This is a genomic window from Geobacillus sp. FSL W8-1251 (genome assembly GCF_038005945.1).
Taxonomy (GTDB): domain Bacteria; phylum Bacillota; class Bacilli; order Bacillales; family Anoxybacillaceae; genus Geobacillus; species Geobacillus stearothermophilus.
Genome location: NZ_JBBOUF010000001.1, coordinates 362501 through 384076, shown reverse-complemented (window position 1 = coordinate 384076; position 21576 = coordinate 362501). Strand labels below are relative to the sequence as shown.

The window sequence follows — 21576 nt, the reverse complement described above, 5'->3', positions numbered from 1 at the left end:
AGTGTCAATGAGAGGAGCTATGGTTCATGATTACGAGAGGGGAATTTTTTATGATCAAAGAGATGTATGAAAGGGGAATGAGTATTTCCGATATTGCGAGGGAATTGGGGATCGATCGGAAAACCGTCCGAAAATATATTCACTCCCCCAATCCTCCTTCCAAATCCAAGCGAAAACAAAGAAAAAGCAAGTTAGATCCATTTAAGCCGTATCTTCAAAAACGAATGTTAGAAGATGGGGTGTTTAATAGCGAAAAGTTGTTTTTTGAAATTCGACAACAGGGCTATACGGGAGGAAAGACGATTTTAAAAGACTATATGAAACCTTTCCGAGAGACGGCGAAAAAGAAATACACCGTTCGTTATGAAACGCTTCCTGGCGAACAAATGCAAGTCGATTGGAAAGAAGTCGGGGAGGTCGTGATCGAAGGGAGAAAAGTCAAGTTATCGCTATTTGTGGCTGTGTTAGGCTATTCGCGGATGAAATACGCGGTATTTACGGTCAGCCAGGATCAGGAACACTTAATGGAATGCCTAATTCAGAGCTTCAAGTACTTTGGCGGGGTTCCGAAGAAGGTGTTATTTGACAATATGAAGACCGTTACAGACGGGCGAGAACAAGGAGTGGTGAAATGGAATCAACGATTTTCCGAATTTGCGAGTTACTACGGATTTATTCCAAAAGTATGCCGGCCTTACCGGGCCCAGACAAAGGGAAAAGTCGAACGAGCCATTCAGTATATTATGGATCACTTCTATGTAGGAACATCGTTTGAAAGCATCGAAGAATTAAATTTCCTTTTACATCGTTGGCTCGATCAAGTGGCGAATCGGAAGCCAAACGCCACTACCGGCATTCCTCCGCAAGAGCGTTGGGCAGAGGAACAGCTGAAACCTCTCCCGTTGAAAGATTACGATACGAGCTATCTTTCCTATCGGAAGGTGCATTGGGATGGCAGTTTCTCCTACAAAGGGGAACAATGGCTCTTATCGGCGGAGTATGCGGGCAAAGAAATTCTGGTGAAGGAGCGATTAAATGGAGATATTCGATTGTACTTTCGAGGGGAGGAGATTTCTCACGTGGACCAACAGAAAAAAGTGATTTCATTCGCCGAAAAAATAAAAAAGAAACAGACGGAAATGGCCGCCACCATTTCGCCTATTTCGGTGGAAGTGGATACTCGTCCATTGTCCGTTTATGACGCATTCCTGCGAGGGGAAAGCTCATGAAAGAACGAATACACGAGTATTGCCACCAACTCCATTTGCCTGTCATGGCGGAGCGATGGTCCGCCATGGCAGAATACGCCTCTACTCATAATATATCATATTCAGAGTTTTTATTCCGCTTATTAGAGGCAGAAATCGTCGAAAAACAGGCACGATCGATCCAAACGCTCATCAAGCTGTCCAAACTGCCGTATCGCAAGACGATCGATACGTTTGATTTTACCGCGCAGCCTTCGGTGGATGAGCGCCGGATTCGAGAACTGCTTACGTTGTCCTTTATTGACCGGAAAGAAAATATCCTCTTTCTCGGTCCACCGGGGATTGGGAAGACACATCTGGCAATTTCGATTGGAATGGAGGCGATCGCAAGAGGATATAAAACGTATTTTATTACCGCCCACGATTTGGTCAATCAGTTAAGAAGAGCCGACCAGGAAGGAAAGTTGGAGAAAAAGCTTCGTGTCTTTGTGAAGCCAACCGTTCTCATTATTGATGAAATGGGGTATCTAAAACTGGACCCGAACAGCGCTCATTACTTATTTCAAGTGATCGCCCGGCGGTACGAGCATGCCCCGATTATCCTCACCTCCAACAAAAGCTTTGGGGAATGGGGAGAAATCGTGGGAGACTCGGTTTTGGCGACAGCGATGTTAGATCGATTACTGCATCATTCCATCATTTTCAACCTAAAGGGGGAAAGCTATCTGTAAATTATCACTTTATTTCGGAACAAAAGAGACATTTTTTTGCACATTCCTTCAGAAAGCCCTCTCCCCTTTTCTGAAAGAATGTGCTAAATTTTTTGTGAATTATTTCGGAAGAGAAAATCCATCGGTTCATAGGAGGGGGAAGAGGACGTGATTCAATTTCATGACTTTGGCATTGACGTCCAAACGTATGCAGAGCGTGGAAAAGAAAACGACTTCCCTCTTCTGAAAAAGTGTCCGCATTGCCGGGCCAAGCGCCCGTTGCACCGCCACGGTTACTATGAGCGAAACGCATTGACCCCACATGGTGATTATCGCATTTGGATTGTCCGGTATCGCTGTCGGGAATGCTTGAAGACGGTGAGTGTGCTGCCTTCCTTTCTCCTCCCGTATTTTCAGTATACGTTGTCCGCCATATGGCAAGTCGTGAAAGAGCAGTTGGGATTGACCGAGGGGACGAACCGGGCTCCGTTCCTCCTGACAAAGGACGGCATCATCTTTTATGTCCGACGGTTCTACCGAAACCTATCAAGCCTTCATAGCTTTTTTGCGAGGCGGTGGAGGATCATAGGCCCTATCGTGAAAAAAGAAAAGGAACGGGCTTCCTGGTGGATCCGGACGTTGGAGAAACACGGTCTCGATTCGGTCATCAGAGACATGTGGGAGGACGGATTCCGACACCCTTTTGCGAATCAAATGGGATCCTGATTTTACATACATATCCTAAATTGGAAATAGTTGAGGTTCCCACAAACCTTTCCTATCGACGGAGAAAAAGCAATTCGGTACGATAAGGGCAGACGGACCGGAACGGTCCTGATTCCAAGTGAGACCAGGAGGAGATTTGAATGAATGAGTCGATGAGACACGACATTGCCCTGTTTCGGTACGGGCTAATCGCTCCGTTGGTGAATGGGCAGGTGGAACCGAAGACGTATCTGAAAGAGGTGAGCGAGCGAGTGCACCATGTTCCCCACCAGGGCGACAAACGAATCGCAGCCAAGACGATCCTCGATTGGTGCACCCGATACAAAAAAGGGGGCTTTGACGCCTTAAAGCCGAAGCGCCGTTCGGACCGCGGCCACTCAAGGCGTCTGTCGCCCGATGATGAGGATCATATTTTAGCCCTAAGAAAAGAACATCCCACCATGCCCGTGACGGTGTTCTACGAACACCTGATCGAGCAGGGGGAAATCCCAGAAAATCATACCTCTTACTTTACTATATACCGATTGTTGAAAAAACACAACCTGGTGGGAAAAGAAATCTTGCCGATGCCGGAGCGAAAGCGTTTTGCGTATGACCAGATCAATGAGCTATGGCAAGGGGACTTATCCCATGGACCCACGATTCGCGTCCATGGGAAAGCCCAGAAAACGTTTTTGATCGCGTATATCGATGACTGCTCGCGGTTAGTGCCATATGCCCAATTTTTCCCTTCGGAGAAGTTTGACGGGCTGCGGATCGTCACGAAGGAAGCGGTGCTTCGTTGCGGGAAGCCGAAACGCATTTACTCGGACAACGGGAAAATTTATCGGTCCGAGGTGCTGCAGTATGCGTGCGCCGAGATGGGGATTACACTCATCCACACCCAGCCGTATGACCCGCAAAGCAAGGGAAAAATCGAACGGTTCTTCCGCACCGTACAGACACGGTTTTATCCACTGTTGGAGCTGAATCCGCCGAAATCGCTTGACGAGTTGAACGAGCGTTTTTGGAAGTGGCTTGAAGAGGAGTATCATCGAAAACCGCACGCCTCACTGGACGGAAAAACGCCGCATGAGGTGTTTCAATCGCAAGTGCATCTCGTGTCGTTCATCGAAGATGGCGATTGGCTGGATGCGATTTTTCTGAAACGGGAGCACCGCAAGGTCAAAGCCGATGGCACGATCACCCTGAATAAACAGCTATACGAAGTGCCGCCTCGGTTCATTGGGCAATCGATTGAGCTCCGCTATGACGAACGAGGCGTCTATGTGTACGAAGAGGGCAAACGGGTGGCGGAAGCCATTCGGGTGCGTTTGGAGGACAACGCCTATGTAAAACGCCATCGGTCCCCGTTTGCGGCGATTCCGGCGAAGGAGGGAGAACACGGTGTATAAATCGTTTTACTCCCTTTCGCGGGAGCCGTTTGCGAAAGAAACAGACCCGTCCGAGGCGTATCAAGGGGCGTCATTTCAGGAAGCGTTGCGGGCGCTGGAGTACGTGAAACGAACCCGGGGGATCGGGCTGTTGATCGGAGAGCCGGGGGCGGGCAAGACGTTCGCCCTTCGGGCGCTGAAAGAGTCATTGAATCCATCATTGTATCATGTCGTCTACTTTCCGTTATCCACCGGAGGCGTGATGGATTTTTACCGTGGACTGGCCTTGGGATTAGGAGAGGAACCGAAGTACCGCAAGGTAGACCTCTTCCGCCAAATCCAGCAGGCGATCGAGCGATTGTATCATGAACGGCGGATCACGCCGGTGTTCATTTTGGATGAGATGCATTTAGCGAAGGATGCATTTTTACAGGACATCGCGATCTTGTTCAACTTTGAGATGGATTCGACCAACCCATTTGTCTTGATTTTGGCCGGGCTGCCCCATTTACAGGGGAAGCTGCGGCTCAATCAGCACCGCCCTCTCGACCAGCGGATCATCATGCGATACCGGATGGGGCCGCTGGAGAAGGAAGAGGTGGCGGGCTACATCGAACATCGGATGAAACAGGCCGGGGCGAAGCATCCGATCTTCACCCCATCGGCGTTAGAGGCGATTGCCCTGCAGTCGCGGGGATGGCCTCGGGTGATCAACACGTTGGCCACGACGTGCCTGTTATACGGGTATCAGCTGAAAAAGGACGCCATTGACGAAGAAATGGTGCGCATGGCCGCAGAGGAAATGGGGTATTAGCACGAAAGGGGCCGAATCGGCCTCTTTTGTGCTTTCTCTTTTCCATAGGTCCATCAGGCGCGCTGGAAATCTTCATCTGAAAGAGCGTGCAAACGTTCCGAAAGAATGTGCAAAATCCGGAACAATCCGCAAAAATTTTGCACATTATTTCCGAATCCGCCTGAAATAATTTGAAAAAGGGATTCTGAAATAATGTGCTAGTTTACACTATCGATTACGGGAAAAGAGGCTCCAAGAAGAAAAACAGAAGGATCAATGAAAGGTCCTTCTGGGGAATTTTAAACCGGCGATTTTGGGGAAAAAATAATCGGCCTTGACAGGAGCTAAGCAAAAAGAGCGAGAAATGATGCGAAAAATGATTGCAAAAGGAATGAGCATTGCCGATATTGCACATATATTTGACCTAACGGAAGAAGAAGTTCATAAAAGGGTAAAAGATGAGTAGGAAGGGGCAGTGCTTGGCATCTGCTAGCTCCTGAAATAGCGTTTTTACATTTAGCGATAAACTCACAATAAGGATGTGATTCCAATGATGACAAATAAAGATTATCAAGAAATCGTAGAAAAAAAGTACGGTAAGCCGTTGAAAGAGATTATGTATGAACTTTGCGTGATTAGAGATGTTGTTCCTTGGGAAGGGGCAAGCGAGTTAGGCGTGCCTAAAAGTACATTTTTATCATGGAGAAATAAATTTCGTTTTGGTCCGATTCAAAGAAGAGCTGATTTTGCAAGACAAATGCGTGATAACACGATTAACAAATATAAACAGGAATTAGAGGATATTGATTTCGAACGTGATTTTATTTATAAGGATGAAAAGACGATTAGAGGATTTAAAGAAATAATGGAGCGCCTTTTGGAACTGGAGAGATACAAGAGAACATTATTATATACATGCAACATGAAGAGTTAACTTCTCAGTCATCCTGCACACCCTAAGCGCTGCAGCACTTCCTCCGGACGTTCGTGGATGTAGTGGACAAACCGAGTAATGGCTTGAATGATATCGTTGCGATCCTTGTGAAATACATTGGCAATCACCGTATCTTTCAGCCATTTCCATAAGCGTTCGATCGGGTTCAGCTGTGGCGAATAGGGAGGAAGGTAAATAAAGTGAAAACACTGCCCTTCTTCCTGCAAAAACTCCTTGACCATTTTGGCATGGTGAATGCGGGCGTTATCCAACACCAAGACCATGAGACGGTCCGGATAGCGCTCTTTGAGCATTCTCAAGAAATCCAAGAACGTCGCGGCATTGGCAGCGGTCGTTTGATGAAGCACCGTTTCGCCATCGTGGATGTTGACCGCGCCAAACAGCGATACGTGGGCATGATGGCCGAACGTCGGCACTTGTTTTTGGCGGCCGACTTCCGACCATGTGGACCGCAAGACATGGTAAGAGCGGATATGTGTTTCATCAAGGTACAACAAGACCGAATCAGGATCCATTAAGTTTTTTTTTATGAAGTCGATCTGTTTCTCAAAATTCTTTTGTCGATCCGGATCGCCTTTCGCCAATGTGTAGGTCGGCCGTGTCCACGACAGCCCTTTGCGGTGCAGGAGTTTTCGCAACGCTTCGCGGGAAATGGAAACACCGAAGTGCTTTTCGACATAGGATTGCAGGAGTTTGGTGTTCCACGCCGAAGCGACGTCCCAGCCCAGTTCCGCGGGAGTGGTGGTCAACACAAGCTGTTTGATCTCTTCCTGCTGTTCTTCGGTGAGAAACGGCTCCCGCCCGGGGGCGAAATCCCGATGAAGCAAGAGCTCCAGACCGCCTTCGTTGAACAGCGACACATAATGGGAAACGGTTTGTCGGCACACGTTGACCATGGAGGCCACCTCTTTGCCCAAATAGCCTTCCATGACCAGGCGAACCGCCATCACCCGTTGGCGAAGAAGGGTGTTTTTGATTTTCCGTTCCTGTTTGCGAAGTGTCCGAGGTGTCCATCCGTGATCGTTGGTGATTTTGAGACGTTTCATGCAGAATTCCGCTCCTTTTCCATGCTTTTCCTTAGGAGCAGTATAACCGGAGTGGGCACCACTTATACGAAGGTTAACTTTTCAATGAGCATATATATAGATGATGCGGATACTTCTTCCGATATATTAATAACAATGAAAATAGCAACCATTGAGCAGACATTAAATTATTTGATGGAATACGAACAAGGGAAGTTGCATGAAGAATTTAACCGGGAGCGAGAACGTATACATTATGGGAGGAAATAAAGAGATTTCAAACGATATTTTGCATGTGGAGTGAAATGTATAACGATTGACCACGACCGCTTGTTTAAATAAAAAGATGGCACAGCGTTTTTTAATGGTTTTATTCTTCGCTTTTTCCCGAATATGTATTGGCCTGGTACTTGTTGTTACCCGCTAAAGGAGAAAGCTACCCTAAGATGATGGGGTAGTTTTTTGTTGTGATCGCCCGATTTTTCAGTCGGCATATTAGTTGATTACGTATAGGAAAATTTGTAAATAATTTGACAATATTCGACAGCATTTTTCTGCAGCGATTGGTACAATCGAATTGACTGAGATTTTTGTTGTAGGAACGAAGGAGGGGATCACCATGGCAACGATTTGCAAAGCCGATTACTATTACGGGGCGTTGCTTTCTGCGCTGGTTAATGGGGGGCTGGCGCCTGCACTGTTTGAAAAAGAAAACGATAACCGGCAAATATACGAAGTCACGACGAATAAAGCGAGTTATATCATTTATACGAAGTACAATACCACTCCATCAGGTTCCAAGGATTTCACTTGGTCTTTTTCGTTTAGCGACAATGAGATCGAAGAAATTACTAAGATTCATCAGGAAAACAACAAGGAAAAAGAATTTATCTTTGCCTTTATTTGCAGCCAGAAGCAATTAAGCGACTACAATCAAGTCATTGCCATCGTCTACTGGGACGAATTTCTCGAATGCGTGGATATCGAAAAAGAACAAGTTCGCGGAACGGCGCGGCTGGCCGTGAAAGCAGTCAAAGGCTCCCCATGGCTGCGCATTTACGGCAGCAAGCGCGCTGACAGGCTCGATGGGAAAGATAACACTATCAAAATTGAACGAAATCGCCTAGGTAATCTGTAAAGTGGTATGGGGGATGTGAAAAGGGAGGGGGGCAGATGAACGTGAATCTTTTCTATATACTGCTTCTTTTATGTTTGCTTGCCTTATTGGCAAGATGGATCAAGTCAAAAGAAGCGGAATGGATTGGATCGTATGGAGAATATAAAGTCCGTAAAGCAATTAAAAATATAGAAGCAACATCATCCGGAAAATACAAAGCTTTTCATAACCTGTATATTCCAAAACAAGACGGTTCAACTTCGCAAATTGATCATGTTATCCTTTCCGATCAAGGACTGTTTGTCATCGAAACGAAAAATTACAGCGGCTGGATTTTCGGAGATGAAACGTCAAAATATTGGACGCAAGTCATTTATAAACGAAAAGAAAAATTTCCTAATCCTATTTTGCAGAACAAAGGGCATATCAAGGCGTTAAGAGACTGGCTTGGGGAGGAGTTTGCGCATATTCCGATTCACTCGGTTGTCGTGTTTTTGACGCGGGCAAAGTTTAAATCAAATGCTCATTTTGCCCATGCTTATGTGGTTTATCCGAAACAATTGAAACAAGTGCTCGAGCAACATCAAACAAAAGTGATCGATAGGGAAACAAAGGAACGTTTAGCTCAAAAATTAGAAACAGTGCTTGCCAAAGATAAGACACAAGAAAAAGAAATGAAAAAGCGGCACGTGCAAACGATTCGAACGAAGCAAAAGCAGACGGAACAACATATACAGCAAAACCGTTGTCCAAAATGTGGCGGTGTTCTAATCGTTCGGAAAGGGAAATACGGAACATTTAAAGGTTGCAATAATTATCCGAAATGCAAGTTTACGCAGTCGATTGGCTGAACTTGCAACACGGCCGTTTGGGCAGCAACTATAGATAAGGGAAGGAGGAAAATGATGTTTTCTATTCACGAGGAATTGGAACGCCTATCGCAAAAGTATCGATTTTTTGCTTCAAAAGAAGCGTTTAAACAGTCATTAAAATTTCAGCTTCAAGAAAAATTCCGCGTCGAGGAGAACAAACGCTTTCATGATTATCTGATCGATTTGTGGGTGGAAGAACCGGAAAGTGGGCGCCAATACGCGATTTGTTTAATGAACAAGCTCGCTCGGGTCACGATAAAGCAAAACGGGCAAACGATTGAATTGAAGCACCACGGTGCTCAGGATCAGGGTCGTTATGATTTTTTGGCGCAAGTGGAAAAGTTAGAACGAATAACAATGGGGAGAAGGAATGTATACGGGATCGTTGTGCTGCTAACGAATGACCATTTGTATTGGACCGAGCCGATGCGACCAAATACGGTGGACTGCGAGTTTCGCATTCATGAAAACCGGATCATCACCGGGGAGTTAAAATGGCAGGAACGTGCATCAGCAGGGACGAAAAAAAACCGTGATGCGCCGATCTTTATTAAAGGGACTGTAGATGAGCAAATTCACTGACATAAATTGACAACTAAACAAAAAAGGAGACATGAACCCGATTCCTTGGTTAGAATAGATGTACCACCAACTATCCACAAGGAGGTTCATGTCTCATGAATAGATTAGCACATCACCAAGGAATCCACAAGTTTTTCTTCACGCTGGGGTTGACGCTGCAGCTTTCCAAACCGGTCATCAAGCATCTCATTCATATTGTCGATGCCTTGACCACCAAGGGATTCTCGGGAACATTGACTGATATTCATTACTGGAGCTTTCATCCGAATCATCGAACGACGCTCCGTCACTTTTTCACGAAAAGCCCTTGGAACGAGGAAAGGCTGCTTGGGAAGCTTCAAGAGTGGATCCTTTCCCAGGTCGAACGACTGGCCAAACGGAAGAATCAACCCCTTTTTGTTTCGATTGATGATACGATTTGCCAAAAAACAAAGCCTTCGTCACGGGCTGTGCACGCCATTCAAGGGTGCGACTGGCACTACTCGCATAAAGATCATCAATCGGTCTGGGGGCATTCGCTCGTTTGGCTGATGGTGCACACCTTCACGCAGGCGTTCCCATTTGCGTTCCGCCTGTATGACAAGAAAGCGGGAAAAAGCAAGATCGACCTGGCGATCGAGATGCTTTCCTCGCTCAAGGTGAAGCGGGCTCAGCCGGTGTATGTGCTCATGGATTCGTGGTATCCGTCCAAAAAGCTCATCGAAGCCTGTCTGAAACAGGGATTCCATGTCATCGCGATGCTCAAGACGAACCGGATTCTCTACCCGAAAGGCATCGCCATCCAAGCCAAGCAGTTTGCCCGCTATATCGAGTCCAAAGACACCCGCCTCGTCACGGTGGGGCAGGAGCGTTATCGCGTGTATCGCTATGAGGGGGCCATCCATGGCCTCGATGACGCGGTGGTGCTGCTGGCTTGGAAGGCGGATCAGCCGATGGCGCCGGAACATCTTCATTGCATCTTGAGCACCGACCGGGAACTCGGGGACGAAGACATCTTGCGTTACTATGCTCAGCGTTGGACGATCGAGTGCTTTTTCCGGCAGGCGAAAGATCAACTGAAGCTGGATGGATACCGCGTTCGCCACATTCGGGCGGTGAAACGGTATTGGGCGGTGGTGCTGCTCTCCTGCGTGTACAGCATCGCCGAATCCCGCCAAAACCTCTCCACCGGGCTGGAGCTTCTTCGGTCGCGGAAAGACCACAGCGTCGTCGAGTTCATTTATGACGCTGCAAAGCAAGATATTCCCATTGATGTGATCAAAAAACAGCTCCGTATCGCGTAAGGGGTACCCTGTTTGTCTCTCTAACCATGGAAATTATTGTAATGAAAAATGCTCATCTACAGTTTCATTTTTATACAGATGAACAATTTTTTCATTTAAGTGCCAATCGTATTGAAAAGGAGTGGTATTATGAATTCCGTTAGTATACGAGAAAACATAAAAAACGCTTTTGAGGTTGTGCGAAAAACGTACGAGAGTGTCGATAAACTGTTGGCGGAATTGGACCGTCAATCGGTTGAATGTGGATTTGTTCCGGTGATCCCGCAATTTTTACGTCAGAAATCGGACCGCGAGTATCAAGGCTGGTTCATTCAATCTTTTATCAAGCTATATCAGAGAGATTCTGCGCCTCCTTGCCAATCGGGAAATGGGTTGAAAAACGACCCAATCTATGCGGTTGAAATCTCATTCAAAGAAGAACCACGAATGACGTTGTGTAAATACGTGTATTCAACACTTGAACATTGGGATAAACCGCCGAGCGTTTCTGAGCATTGGTTTTTCTACTGGCCTTTATATGATGGCAATAACTTTACTAATCATGAATCTGAAAATGGAGTGTTTAAACGCGTTCCAAATGACGAAAAAACTTCAGAAAAATATGGTAAAATTCAAGAAGTTATTTCAAAGAAAATTGATTTATTATCCATTACATCAACGAACATTAAGGATAGGGTGTTTGATGAGTTGCATCGTTTGTGACAGATAAACTGGAATTAGGGAAATTAAAACAGTTGACAGACTGAGGAGGGGCGGTGCGTGGGGATCAAAATAGAAATGCCTATTCGGATGGCAATATTCCGTCTAGCGGAGTTGGACAAATGGAGAAACGGGGGAAAGAAAAAACGGTAAAGATTTTTTATTGAAGAAAACCGTCTAGAAGGCTGGTGAAAAACGACTGATTTCGCCGAACCCATTGTTTTCGGTCGAAAGAGAAGCGTTGATTTTGCAAGACTTCTCTATTTGAGAAAAAAAGTCCGTTTTTCCGCGATTTTTCACTAAATCACCGGCCTTCCAGAACAAAAGGATTTGGAGGAACCTGGATGTCAAAATGGTGGATGATCCGCGCGGGCGATCGCAATGAACTGATTCCGCTTTGGCTGGAAAAGGGCATCGCATCGATCGGTTGGGCGAGATTGGGCGATCCGAAGCGCTTTCGGTCGAAAGAACAGCTGCAGCGAAAGGCGGATGAAGTGTTTGCCGAGTCAAAACCAAAATCGAGAACGAGTTGGGTGAATCAAGTATGGCGGTTTGCCCATGAAATCAAAAAGGGCGATCGAGTGATCACATATTCAAAAGAGAAAAGGGAGTACATTGTTGGAACCGTGACAGAAGAGCATCGTTACGATCCCTCCATCGGGCATCCCTATTATCCGAACCTCATCCGGGTAAAATGGGAAAATGCGACAGTTCCAAGGGATTCGCTGTCAGACGGAGCGAAGAACAGTTTAGGTTCGACGCTGACGGTGTTTCGAGTGGACGAATGGGGCGATGAAATCGAGCAGCGTTTACACAGTGAACCATTTCCCAAACCTCAACCTGAAGAGGGGGAAACGGAAGAAATCGTCGAAGACCTTGTTGGAAAAGCGTTGATGATGATCCAAGACAAAGTGGACAAGCTTGATCCGTGGCAAATGCAAGATTTAGTGGCAGGCTTGCTTCAAGCGATGGGGTACAACGTGCAAGTAAGCCCGAAAGGCCCTGACGGCGGTGTGGATGTGCTCGCCTATAAGGACGCGTTTGGCTTTGAAAAACCTGTAATCAAGGTGCAAGTGAAGCATCGCAAAAGCGCCGCCTCGGCTCCGGAAATCCAGCAACTTCTCGGGGCCAACCCGATTGATGCCAATTGCCTGTTCGTCTCAACAGGCGGTTTTACGTCCCACGCAGAGGCAGTCGCCAAACATAATTCCGTGAAACTGATTGATTTGGAAGAGCTGGTCAACTTGATTGTCCATTGGTATGAGAACATGCCTAGCGATGCGAGAGCGCTGCTTCCGCTACAGAAAATGTATGTGCCTGAATAAAAGCCGTTTGGGGCCGATTTCCTAGTTGCTCGAGGTTTTCCCGATTAAGCGAGTTGATGTTTGTTGAGCCTTTATGCCAAGGCAGGGATTTCGTCGTATTGACTTGGATGGAACACACAAGCGAAAAACGGAGAGCTTTCCCCAGCTCTCCATTTTTTCGTACATGCAGGATTTCGGCCTTATGTTCACGAATGATATCCCTTATTGTTGGTTTCCTCCGTGAGGAACCGTTCTTTCCACGTGGGGGACGATTCGGCCAAGGATGTTGATGATGATAAACGGCCAACCGTTCGTCGTGCGGATGGCGCTCGTCGAGGACGCTGATCCAGTTGCGTGTGTTTGCAAGGGCGGTGGACGGAGAAGGTCGTCTTGCCTGCGATCAGGGAAGCAGCGGTTCAAGGCTGCGGCGAATCCCATCGCTTCGCGTTGCCGTGCAGACGGGGCGTCTAAATGCAAGGGCAATGGCGGTGTGTGGCTGTAAAGATGGTGTTTTTGAGAGGGGATGAATGTTGCAAATCGTCACCTATACGTTCTATTCCATTGTGTCGGAACGAAGCGGGATTCGGCTGATCGATGCGGATTGGAGCGATCGGTGGGGATGGATCGTCGTGCAAAGAAGCCGTCGGCGGTTGGAGTGCGTCGTGAATGGAACTGTTCTTCATCCGGACGTCTCTGTTCGCTTTCCCATCATTCGCTGGGTCGACAGTGAGCGCTTTTTGCTGGCGGATGCGAGAAGTGACGGAATGAGCCATAATGTGTTTTTGGTAGATCTGCATGGAAATGTACAACATTCCTTTTGCGGCGGCGATGGGATTGAAGACATAGCGATTGGAAAAGAAGGGATCTGGATCGGCTACTTTGATGAAGGCGTGTTCGGCAAAGGAATTTCGACGGAAGGATTGGTTTTGTTTCGATTGGACGGTTCTCCGATATTCCAATATCATTCCCATTTGACAGACCGCCCCATGATCATTGACTGCTATGCGATGTGCAAAGGGAAGTATTCGACCTTGTGGCTTTTTCCTTATGATGATTTTTCGGGTTCATCACCAAAAGATGTACTTGACTTTTAAAGACAAACATGATAGCAATGTTGTTCAAAGAGACGTGTGGTATAAAAAGGAAAAATGCTGTTTTGATTTTCTCTATCATAATCGTCTTTCTTTGTCAAGTACACTTTGTGGTGAAGAGCCATTTTTCGCTTATTCAGGTGGATCCTTGCAAAAAGACGGTGCGGAGATACAAAGCACCCGAGCAGCTGCGCGGATCGACCGCTGTATGTGTGAGGGGGAACTATGCGTATTTTGGCCACAGCTATCATGCAAAGGAGGAAGTGTACAGCTGGGACATCGGAAACGGAACGCTGGAGAAAATCGGGCGTCTTCATGGGGCGGTTCGAGGACTGGGGCCGAAGGAAACGAACCACTTTGTGAGTGTCGAGGATGATGCCGCGAGGGTGCATAGGATTCTCAATCCAGACGAATACGGGACGTCATGGTAAGATGATCGTGGCTGTTTTTCCGCATCGGGCAAGACGTTTTGGGCAGGCGATTTGAACGTTCCGCAGGAAAACGTGGGTCGATCCAAGCCGACGAATCCAAATTGCTGGGAGCGAAGAGCGAACTTTGGAGAGATCGGGGGTGGAGTTTTCGATTTTGTTTGTCTATCAGCTATTGAATTTTTAGGCGCAGATGGATAGAATGAAAAAGGAGAGCCATATGGCCCCGTAGCTCAGTGGATAGAGCGTCGGTTTCCTAAACCGTGCGTCGGAGGTTCGAATCCTCTCGGGGCCGCCATCTACATACGATTCGTTCGGGTTGAGATTGCCGAACCCCTTGATATGACTGCGTTTGTGGTCATTTTTCATTTTTTAGGAATCCCCAAAAAAACGAATTTTGCACGAATTTTGCACGGCTATTTGGCATGGTACAGCTCCTCCATTGCGAGATCGACCTGCTGGGATTCTTTTTGTTCCATCTCATCTAAAATGTGCGAGTACGTTTGTAAAGTGGTTACAATATCTTTATGCCCCAGCCGCCGGGAAACGTATTTGATATTCACTCCCTCTAGAAATGTTGATTTATCAAGGCTTTTCGGCCCCTTAGGGGTGTCCAAAAAATATTTTTCGACAAAATCCCTTACATCCTTTTTCAGTTTTGTGGATATCTTACAGACCTAGGGTGCGCTTCGCGGCCACGGCTGGGGATATTTTCCTTCCGTGGGGAGAAGCGTATTCGATGCCCCCTTTGGATCTCCGCGTCGCTGATGAGGACGAACCCTCCCATGTCTCCGGGCGTCTTGGCGCCAACATTCCCTCGTTCGGTCTCGTCATCAGGCGGAGGCCGGCCAAGCTCCTTTGGGGACTCAAGGTCGAATGGATAAAATCACGCCAGCTTCTCCGGTGTCATCTCGTTGTCCAACGATTCTTCCGTTCGCAGGGGGAGGCCTTAGGCCGCCCGTTGCACTTGGGACAAGACGTCCTGCTTCATTCGCTCCGCGTCAAACGCTTGTTTCTTCGTACAAATCGCAAACAGCACATTCAACAGCTTCCGGCACAAGGCGACGATGGATTGCTTTCCGGTCAGCGGGTTGACGGGGCGGGTCGTGTAATATTCATGCAGCTCGCGAAACGCCTCGTTGTGCCGGATCAGCGGAATCATCGCCCGAAACAGCACCGAGCGCAGCCGTTTCCGTCCCCGTTTGGAGATGTGCTTTTGCCCTTTGCGCTGGCCGGAGGAGTTCTCCTTGAGCGTCAGGCCCGCCAACTTCACCAATTGGCGCGGGTCCCGATAATGGGCGAAGCTGCCGATCTCCGCCAGCAGATCGATGATCGTGGCGTCTCCCAACCCGTCGACCGTTTTCAACCATTGGTACTCCATCGTCGTTTGAACCAATGCCTTCAACTCGGCGTCCAGTGCAGCGATCTCCGCCTCCAATTGGCGGTATCGGCGGACGAGCGCGGCGATCTCAAACCGGGCCATCGTCGTCTCTTCCGTCACCCCAATGGAGTCCTTCGCGGCGTTGATCAACGCCTGAATTTTGGCCTTCTGCGGACATTTCAGCCCTTCGCTTTGCCGGTACACCTCGATGAGCTCCTCGGCGGTCCGACCGGCCATATCAGCCGGAAGCGGCGTCCACTCCAACACCGAAAGCGCCGTTTTCCCCAAGTCACGAAACACGGTCCAAAACTCTGGAAAATACCGATCCGTCCAGCGGACGAGCGCGTTTTTCACCGCCGTCTGTTCCTTGCGGAGCTTCTCTTTGAGCGTGCTTTCCACGCGCAAATCGGCTTCGATCTCGTGCAGCAGCCGGGGAACGAGGAATCGTCCGTCTTTTGCCAGTCTGGCAATGACCAGGGCGTCTTTGGCGTCGTGTTTCGTCGGCAGGTTGTCATCGAGTTCTTTCGACCGGCACACATGCGCCGGGTTGACCATGACCAACGGGATCCCGTGCTCCTCGAGGAAGTAGGCCAGGTTCAACCAGTAGTGCCCGGTCGGCTCCACGGCGACGATCACCTCTGACTTCCCGAACGCTTGCATCGCCCTGAATCGCTTTATACAGCTGCTGAAACCCCTCTTTCGACTGGAAGATCGGGAACGGCTTGCGAAGCACGCGCCCCCGGTCATCCACGAAGCAGGCGTAGTGGGTTCGTTTCGCGATATCGATGCCCACGACAAGCGTTTGTTCCGTAACTTGATCAATTTTATAGTTTTGTGTACAATTCATCTGAAGTCCTCCTTGGTATGGTGAGTGATGTGGTTGACACCCCTGCATCATACCAAGAGGGCTTTTTTTGATCAAGTCTCCGGAAAAGCTCCTAACGGGAATGCTCCTTTGGAATCAAATTCCGAAGGCTAGGTGGGCTCCGTTTTTTGTCTTAAATGGTGTTTTCAGGATAGATGCAACAAAGAAGTTTAACATATCCTTGACAGAAAAGTGGTTTGCCCATTTTCGACTGTCGAAGGCAAGCGTGTGGCTTGCCTCCGTCACGCTAAAGCGTGACGGAAGACCGAACAACGACTCGCTTCACAGACCCATTCATGGGTCTTTAAGCGGCGTTGTTCGGTCGCCCGACAGTCGATCCAATCGCTCTGTAAAAACTACAAATGTTAAAGATTCAAATTGCACCTATATAGTTCCCTATTCATTCCAAATCCATTTCAGAGAAACCCTACCCCCATTATATTACACAAAATTCTTGACGGTACCTAGCAATTTCCTATAAACTCTTTCATACGATAAATAAAGCTCACTTTACATATCGGTTTTTAATCATTAGAGTAATTTTACGTGTCAGGAGGGATTGACGATGAATGTTTACCTAATCATTTTCAACGTTGCTATATTGCTATTATTGATTGGTGTTCTGGCCTATATGCAAAAGAAACACGTTTCCTTCTCCAAACGGGTATTTACTGCTCTTGGACTCGGAATCGCCTTTGGGTTCGCATTGCAGGCAGTGTATGGGGCTGGTTCCGCTATCGTCCAGCAGTCCACCCAATGGTTTGACATTGTCGGCACAGGCTATGTAAAACTGTTGCAAATGATTGTTATGCCATTAGTTTTCATTTCTATCGTTATGGCGTTTACCAAACTTTCTATATCTAATAATTTAGGAAAAATCGCCACGCTCATTATTGGGCTATTATTGGGCACTACGGCGATATCTGCTTCTATCGGCATCATGGCCTCATTAGGCTTTCAATTAGAGGCGGTGGACATTCCTTCGGGAGAGGCGGAACAGATACGTGGGCAGGAGTTAGAACAAAAATATGAACAAATTCAAAACCTGTCTTTCCCACAAAAAATAATCGAGCTGCTTCCGGCAAATCCATTTTTAGATTTCACGGGACAGCGCAGCACATCCACCATAGCGGTTGTTATTTTCGCCGCCTTTGTCGGCATTGCTTATTTAGGAGTTGCTAAAAAACAGCCTGAACAGGCGGAAATGTTCAAAAAAATAGTAGATTCCCTGTACGCGATCGTCATGCGCATCGTCACGCTAGTGCTGCGTCTAACGCCTTACGGAATTTTAGCCATTATGTCCCGAGTGACTGCGACAAGCGATATCAACTCTATTGCAAAACTAGGAAAATTCGTCGTGGCTTCCTATATTGCACTTTTCGTTATGTTTGCCGTTCATTTGCTAATTTTAGCGTTGTCCGGACTAAACCCTATTACTTACGTAAAAAAAGTGCTGCCGGTACTGTCGTTTGCATTCACTTCTCGTTCAAGCGCGGCCACTCTTCCATTGAATGTTAAAGCACAAACAACCGCGCTTGGCGTTCCCGAAGGCATCGCCAACTTTGCCGGCTCATTTGGGCTGTCAATTGGGCAAAATGGCTGTGCCGGCATTTATCCTGCCATGCTTGCAGTGATGATCGCGCCAACCGTTAACATCGATCCAACTTCTCTTTCCTTTATTTTGACGCTTATTCTAGTCGTCACCATCAGTTCGTTTGGGGTTGCAGGCGTTGGCGGCGGTGCTACGTTTGCGGCGATTCTAGTGTTATCGACCATGAATCTGCCAGTAGCATTAGCAGGATTGCTCATTTCCGTAGAGCCGCTGATTGACATGGGAAGAACTGCCTTGAATGTCAGCGGAAGCATGACCGCCGGTGTCGTCACCAGCCGCATCACTAAAGAATTGGATTTAAATATCTATAACGGAGAAACGCAAAAACTAGAAGCATAGGGCTTGGATATGTCTTGCACTTTCCCGCCCACGCCAAAACATCCGGCTGCACTTGTGCGGTAAATGAAAGAAGAGAGCCTAAACATTATGAGTACCTGTCAAGCAGACACGCATAAAAAAATTACGGCATGGGTTCAGTATCCAACAGAACCCATGCCGTATTCATTTGTGCTTCTTCAACAATTTGCAGCGAAACGGAAACATGTCATGGCACCACAGATTATAGAAAAAATTCTGTTCTTCGACGGGAGTAAGAAATCGTTCACATTTTTAAATTCCATCCTGTATAAACACCTGCTAAAAATATTGTCGTAATCACAATAAAATGGAAGACAACCCATCCCCATCTTCCATAGCGAAAAGATTTAGATTGTATCGGTTTTCTTGAATGAGTTGGAACAATTTTTCCACCAATCCACTCAAAAAGAAGCAAATAAATCCACCACCATGTATAAGAGTCCCAAGCATCCCAGTTTTCTTTGTAATCCATTATCTTAACTGGGGGAATAACACGAAAATTTCTAAAAGCATCGCGATATGAACCATCCCCCAGTAAAAGGGGATCTTCCATCCCCATTTAGACGGACTATATCTCACTCCGAAAAGAACATAAAAAGGAATGACCGTAAACATTTCAATGATAGGTATCGGTGACATAGGGATAAGTCTAGCCGGAAAAGAGTAAAATCCGATAGAAACAAATACAAAACAAAGGAAAGCTCCCGTCAAACCGCTTATAAAATAGACTGTAGATGAGCAATTTTCATAACAATAATTACCATGTAAAAAGAAACAAACAGGGTACCCCTTATGCCACATGGAGCTGTTTTTTTACGGTATCAATGGGAATATTTTGTTTCGCTGCACAGTAAATGAACTCCACGAGGCTATGTCCTTTTCTCTTGCGCAAGAGATCGAGCCCATCAGAAAAATCGCTGTTCGACTCGAATAGGCTGTACACGTAAGCAAGCTGCACCAAGATCCAGTAGCGTTTCACCGCCCGAACCTGACGAACACGGTACCCATCGAGCTTCAGCTGGTCTTTCGCTTGTCGAAAAAAGCATTCGATCGACCAACGCTGGGCATAGTAGCGCAAGATCTCTTCATCGTTTAGCTCCCGGTCGGTGCTCAAGACGCAGTGAAGATGTTCCGATGTCATCGGCTGATTGGCTTTCCAAGCGAGCAGCACCACCGCATGGTCGAGACCGTTGAGCGCTCCTTCGTAACGATAGACGCGATAATGCTCTTCTCCCACCGTGACGAGGTGAGTGTCATTCGGTTCGATGGAGCGGGCCAACTGCTTCGCTTGGACGGCAACGCCGTTCGGATAGAGAATCCGGTTCGTCTTGAGCATCGCGATGACGTGGAATCCTTTTTTCAGACAAGCCGTACATCCAACGAAGAAAGCATCTCGATCGCGAGTTCCCCTTTGCTTTTTCCCGCCGTCTTGTCGTAGAGGCGGAAGGAAAAGGGAAACGCCTGGGTTGCAGTATGAACCATGAACCAAACAAGAGAATGGCCCCAAATCGATTTTTTCTCTGAGTGAGAGTAGTGCCAATCACATCCCTGAATCGCGTGTGTTGCCCGTGACGAAGGCTTGGTTTTTTGGCAAATCGTATCATCGATCGAAACAAACAAGGGTTGATTCTCCTGTTTGGTGATGCGTTCGACACGACGAAGGATCCACTGCTGGAGTTTGCGAAGCAGTGTCTCTTCCTCCCACGGACTTTTCGTGAAAAAATGGCTGAGTGTCGTGCGGTGGTTCGGATGAAAGCTCCCATGATGAAGATCGGTCAATGTTCCCGAAAAGCCCTTCGTGATCATCGCATCCACGATATGAACAAGATGCTTCATAACAGGTTTTGAAAAATAAAGGGCCAACCCCAACATCGTGAAAAACTTGTGAATTCCTTGATGATGTGCTAATCTATTCATGAGACATGAACCTCCTTGTGAATGGTTTGGTAGCACATCTATTCTAACCAAGGAATCGGGTTCATGTCTCCTTTTTTGTTTCGATGTAAATTTATGTTAGTGATTTTGCTCATCTACAGTAAATAAAAAATCCTTTGTTTTGACCTTGTTAGGGTGCGAAATGTGAGTCGTAAGGTGCGAAATGTGAGGTTTAGGTAAGTTGGAAGATAAAATTTGCTCAAGGGCAGATGCCGGGGGACAGTGGTGATATACAGAGGAATGCAGCTTGATTTTGGTTGAAATTGCATGCACAACAACTGTTGACTTCAGATGATGAAAGTAGTATTACTGTAGATGAGCACCTGAATCCGTGACAGAAGTGTATCAAAAATGCTGGGAAACCCAATCGTGTCGAGACTTCGACTCCATTTCGAATGTTCACCTATTAGGTGAAGAACCCCGAGTGCAATATTTTGCTGATTGATCCAGTTTTCTTGGCAGCTTTGAACGCGTCTTTATCACGGATTCAGGTGAGCATTTTTCATTACAATAATTTCCATGCTTTAAGAGACAAACAGGGTCTCCCTTACGCGATACGGAGCTGTTTTTTGATCACATCAATGGGAATTCCTTGCTTCGCAGCGTCATAAATGAACTCGACGACGCTGTGGTCTTTCCGCGACCGAAGAAGCTCCAGCCCGGTGGAGAGGTTTTGGCGGGATTCGGCGATGCTGTACACGCAGGAGAGCAGCACCACCGCCCAATACCGTTTCACCGCCCGAATGTGGCGAACGCGGTATCCATCCAGCTTCAGTTGATCTTTCGCCTGCCGGAAAAAGCACTCGATCGTCCAACGCTGAGCATAGTAACGCAAGATGTCTTCGTCCCCGAGTTCCCGGTCGGTGCTCAAGATGCAATGAAGATGTTCCGGCGCCATCGGCTGATCCGCCTTCCAAGCCAGCAGCACCACCGCGTCATCGAGGCCATGGATGGCCCCCTCATAGCGATACACGCGATAACGCTCCTGCCCCACCGTGACGAGGCGGGTGTCTTTGGACTCGATATAGCGGGCAAACTGCTTGGCTTGGATGGCGATGCCTTTCGGGTAGAGAATCCGGTTCGTCTTGAGCATCGCGATGACATGGAATCCCTGTTTCAGACAGGCTTCGATGAGCTTTTTGGACGGATACCACGAATCCATGAGCACATACACCGGCTGAGCCCGCTTCACCTTGAGCGAGGAAAGCATCTCGATCGCCAGGTCGATCTTGCTTTTTCCCGCTTTCTTGTCATACAGGC

19 protein-coding genes, 1 tRNA gene and 3 pseudogenes (1 of these 23 running past the window's edge) are annotated in these 21576 nt (G+C 47.4%); 16 read left to right on the top strand and 7 right to left on the bottom strand.

What is annotated here, in order from left to right:
- Window positions 1-26: 26 nt before the first annotated feature.
- The 6 genes from istA (at window position 27) to NSS88_RS01955 (ending at window position 5744) form a co-directional block, all read left to right on the top strand.
- On the top strand, window positions 27-1229 hold the full coding sequence (gene istA / locus NSS88_RS01980) for an IS21-like element IS5376 family transposase (RefSeq protein WP_061580737.1): 1203 nt from the start codon (window positions 27-29) through the stop codon (window positions 1227-1229).
- Window positions 1226-1939 carry an IS21-like element IS5376 family helper ATPase IstB gene (gene istB, locus NSS88_RS01975; protein WP_341082798.1) on the top strand — a complete coding sequence of 238 codons (714 nt, stop codon included), beginning with the start codon at window positions 1226-1228 and terminating at the stop codon, window positions 1937-1939. Before istA ends, istB begins: the two co-directional genes overlap by 4 nt.
- 147 nt (window positions 1940-2086) lie before the next feature.
- The gene (locus NSS88_RS01970; RefSeq protein WP_341082796.1) at window positions 2087-2644 is read left to right on the top strand and encodes a DUF6431 domain-containing protein; all 558 of its coding nucleotides are present in this window, start codon (window positions 2087-2089) and stop codon (window positions 2642-2644) included.
- A 140-nt stretch (window positions 2645-2784) separates the two neighbouring features.
- Entirely contained in the window at window positions 2785-4038 is a 1254-nt protein-coding gene (locus NSS88_RS01965) for an IS481 family transposase (RefSeq protein WP_094239815.1), read from the top strand.
- Window positions 4031-4831: an ExeA family protein gene (locus tag NSS88_RS01960; protein ID WP_069303982.1), complete on the top strand. Its 801-nt coding sequence runs from the start codon at window positions 4031-4033 to the stop codon at window positions 4829-4831. Before NSS88_RS01965 ends, NSS88_RS01960 begins: the two co-directional genes overlap by 8 nt.
- 529 nt (window positions 4832-5360) lie before the next feature.
- The gene (locus tag NSS88_RS01955) at window positions 5361-5744 is read left to right on the top strand and encodes a hypothetical protein (RefSeq protein WP_341082792.1); all 384 of its coding nucleotides are present in this window, start codon (window positions 5361-5363) and stop codon (window positions 5742-5744) included.
- An 8-nt stretch (window positions 5745-5752) separates the two neighbouring features.
- On the opposite strand, the gene NSS88_RS01950 is transcribed toward NSS88_RS01955, so the two are convergent.
- Window positions 5753-6811 carry an IS630 family transposase gene (locus NSS88_RS01950; RefSeq protein ID WP_339239467.1) on the bottom strand — a complete coding sequence of 353 codons (1059 nt, stop codon included), beginning with the start codon at window positions 6809-6811 and terminating at the stop codon, window positions 5753-5755.
- Window positions 6812-7409: 598 nt separating this feature from the next.
- Between NSS88_RS01950 and NSS88_RS01945 the strand changes: the two genes are divergently transcribed.
- The 9 genes from NSS88_RS01945 (at window position 7410) to NSS88_RS01905 (ending at window position 14464) form a co-directional block, all read left to right on the top strand.
- Entirely contained in the window at window positions 7410-7928 is a 519-nt protein-coding gene (locus NSS88_RS01945; RefSeq protein ID WP_055357784.1) for a hypothetical protein, read from the top strand.
- Between the two features lie 35 nt (window positions 7929-7963).
- On the top strand, window positions 7964-8758 hold the full coding sequence (locus NSS88_RS01940) for an NERD domain-containing protein (RefSeq protein ID WP_341082787.1): 795 nt from the start codon (window positions 7964-7966) through the stop codon (window positions 8756-8758).
- A gap of 54 nt (window positions 8759-8812) precedes the next feature.
- A complete protein-coding gene (locus NSS88_RS01935; protein WP_341082786.1) occupies window positions 8813-9361 on the top strand; it encodes a hypothetical protein in 549 nt (182 codons plus the stop codon).
- Window positions 9362-9456: 95 nt separating this feature from the next.
- A complete protein-coding gene (locus tag NSS88_RS01930; RefSeq protein ID WP_033015014.1) occupies window positions 9457-10644 on the top strand; it encodes an IS701 family transposase in 1188 nt (395 codons plus the stop codon).
- 129 nt (window positions 10645-10773) lie between these two features.
- Window positions 10774-11346 (top strand): hypothetical protein, encoded by a 573-nt coding sequence (locus NSS88_RS01925; RefSeq protein WP_063210738.1) that lies wholly within the window; start codon window positions 10774-10776, stop codon window positions 11344-11346.
- A 341-nt stretch (window positions 11347-11687) separates the two neighbouring features.
- Window positions 11688-12668, top strand: a complete 981-nt coding sequence (locus NSS88_RS01920; protein ID WP_055358868.1) for a restriction endonuclease — start codon at window positions 11688-11690, stop codon at window positions 12666-12668.
- Window positions 12669-13309: 641 nt separating this feature from the next.
- A complete protein-coding gene (locus tag NSS88_RS01915) occupies window positions 13310-13741 on the top strand; it encodes a hypothetical protein (protein WP_341082773.1) in 432 nt (143 codons plus the stop codon).
- Between the two features lie 110 nt (window positions 13742-13851).
- The gene (locus tag NSS88_RS01910) at window positions 13852-14169 is read left to right on the top strand and encodes a hypothetical protein (RefSeq protein WP_341082772.1); all 318 of its coding nucleotides are present in this window, start codon (window positions 13852-13854) and stop codon (window positions 14167-14169) included.
- A 219-nt stretch (window positions 14170-14388) separates the two neighbouring features.
- Window positions 14389-14464: transfer RNA gene (locus NSS88_RS01905), tRNA-Arg, on the top strand.
- 118 nt (window positions 14465-14582) lie between these two features.
- Here NSS88_RS01905 and NSS88_RS01900 read toward each other — a convergent pair.
- Window positions 14583-14732: pseudogene (locus NSS88_RS01900) on the bottom strand (site-specific integrase); the annotation flags it as partial.
- A gap of 383 nt (window positions 14733-15115) precedes the next feature.
- A pseudogene (locus NSS88_RS01895) lies at window positions 15116-16394 on the bottom strand (IS110 family transposase).
- A 583-nt stretch (window positions 16395-16977) separates the two neighbouring features.
- Here NSS88_RS01895 and NSS88_RS01890 point away from each other — a divergent pair.
- The gene (locus tag NSS88_RS01890; protein ID WP_049625340.1) at window positions 16978-18363 is read left to right on the top strand and encodes an L-cystine transporter; all 1386 of its coding nucleotides are present in this window, start codon (window positions 16978-16980) and stop codon (window positions 18361-18363) included.
- A 262-nt stretch (window positions 18364-18625) separates the two neighbouring features.
- On the opposite strand, the gene NSS88_RS01885 is transcribed toward NSS88_RS01890, so the two are convergent.
- The 4 genes and pseudogenes from NSS88_RS01885 to NSS88_RS01875 all read right to left on the bottom strand — a co-directional run.
- Window positions 18626-18940 carry a hypothetical protein gene (locus NSS88_RS01885; RefSeq protein WP_147432157.1) on the bottom strand — a complete coding sequence of 105 codons (315 nt, stop codon included), beginning with the start codon at window positions 18938-18940 and terminating at the stop codon, window positions 18626-18628.
- Window positions 18853-19182 (bottom strand): CBO0543 family protein, encoded by a 330-nt coding sequence (locus tag NSS88_RS16705; RefSeq protein WP_350330897.1) that lies wholly within the window; start codon window positions 19180-19182, stop codon window positions 18853-18855. Before NSS88_RS16705 ends, NSS88_RS01885 begins: the two co-directional genes overlap by 88 nt.
- Window positions 19172-20298, bottom strand: a pseudogene (locus tag NSS88_RS01880) (transposase). The gene NSS88_RS16705 and the pseudogene NSS88_RS01880 overlap by 11 nt, the downstream one beginning before the upstream one ends.
- Before the next feature lie 565 nt (window positions 20299-20863).
- Window positions 20864-21576: the 3' portion of an IS701 family transposase gene (locus tag NSS88_RS01875; RefSeq protein ID WP_341082453.1), read on the bottom strand. It continues 475 nt past the right edge of the window; only the last 713 of its 1188 coding nucleotides appear in the window; its start codon lies off the right edge, out of view; its stop codon occupies window positions 20864-20866.

Excerpts from the sequence above, each read along its gene's own strand:
- NSS88_RS01965 (WP_094239815.1), top strand. The coding sequence starts at position 2,785 with ATGAATGAGTCGATGAGACACGACATTGCCCTGTTTCGGTACGGGCTA.
- istA (WP_061580737.1), top strand. The coding sequence starts at position 27 with ATGATTACGAGAGGGGAATTTTTTATGATCAAAGAGATGTATGAAAGG.
- NSS88_RS01950 (WP_339239467.1), bottom strand. The coding sequence starts at position 6,811 with ATGAAACGTCTCAAAATCACCAACGATCACGGATGGACACCTCGGACA.
- NSS88_RS16705 (WP_350330897.1), bottom strand. The coding sequence starts at position 19,182 with ATGTGGCATAAGGGGTACCCTGTTTGTTTCTTTTTACATGGTAATTAT.
- NSS88_RS01890 (WP_049625340.1), top strand. The coding sequence starts at position 16,978 with ATGAATGTTTACCTAATCATTTTCAACGTTGCTATATTGCTATTATTG.
- NSS88_RS01930 (WP_033015014.1), top strand. The coding sequence starts at position 9,457 with ATGAATAGATTAGCACATCACCAAGGAATCCACAAGTTTTTCTTCACG.
- istB (WP_341082798.1), top strand. The coding sequence starts at position 1,226 with ATGAAAGAACGAATACACGAGTATTGCCACCAACTCCATTTGCCTGTC.
- NSS88_RS01925 (WP_063210738.1), top strand. The coding sequence starts at position 10,774 with ATGAATTCCGTTAGTATACGAGAAAACATAAAAAACGCTTTTGAGGTT.
- NSS88_RS01935 (WP_341082786.1), top strand. The coding sequence starts at position 8,813 with ATGTTTTCTATTCACGAGGAATTGGAACGCCTATCGCAAAAGTATCGA.
- NSS88_RS01885 (WP_147432157.1), bottom strand. The coding sequence starts at position 18,940 with ATGGGGATGGAAGATCCCCTTTTACTGGGGGATGGTTCATATCGCGAT.
- NSS88_RS01945 (WP_055357784.1), top strand. The coding sequence starts at position 7,410 with ATGGCAACGATTTGCAAAGCCGATTACTATTACGGGGCGTTGCTTTCT.
- NSS88_RS01920 (WP_055358868.1), top strand. The coding sequence starts at position 11,688 with ATGTCAAAATGGTGGATGATCCGCGCGGGCGATCGCAATGAACTGATT.
- NSS88_RS01940 (WP_341082787.1), top strand. The coding sequence starts at position 7,964 with ATGAACGTGAATCTTTTCTATATACTGCTTCTTTTATGTTTGCTTGCC.
- NSS88_RS01955 (WP_341082792.1), top strand. The coding sequence starts at position 5,361 with ATGATGACAAATAAAGATTATCAAGAAATCGTAGAAAAAAAGTACGGT.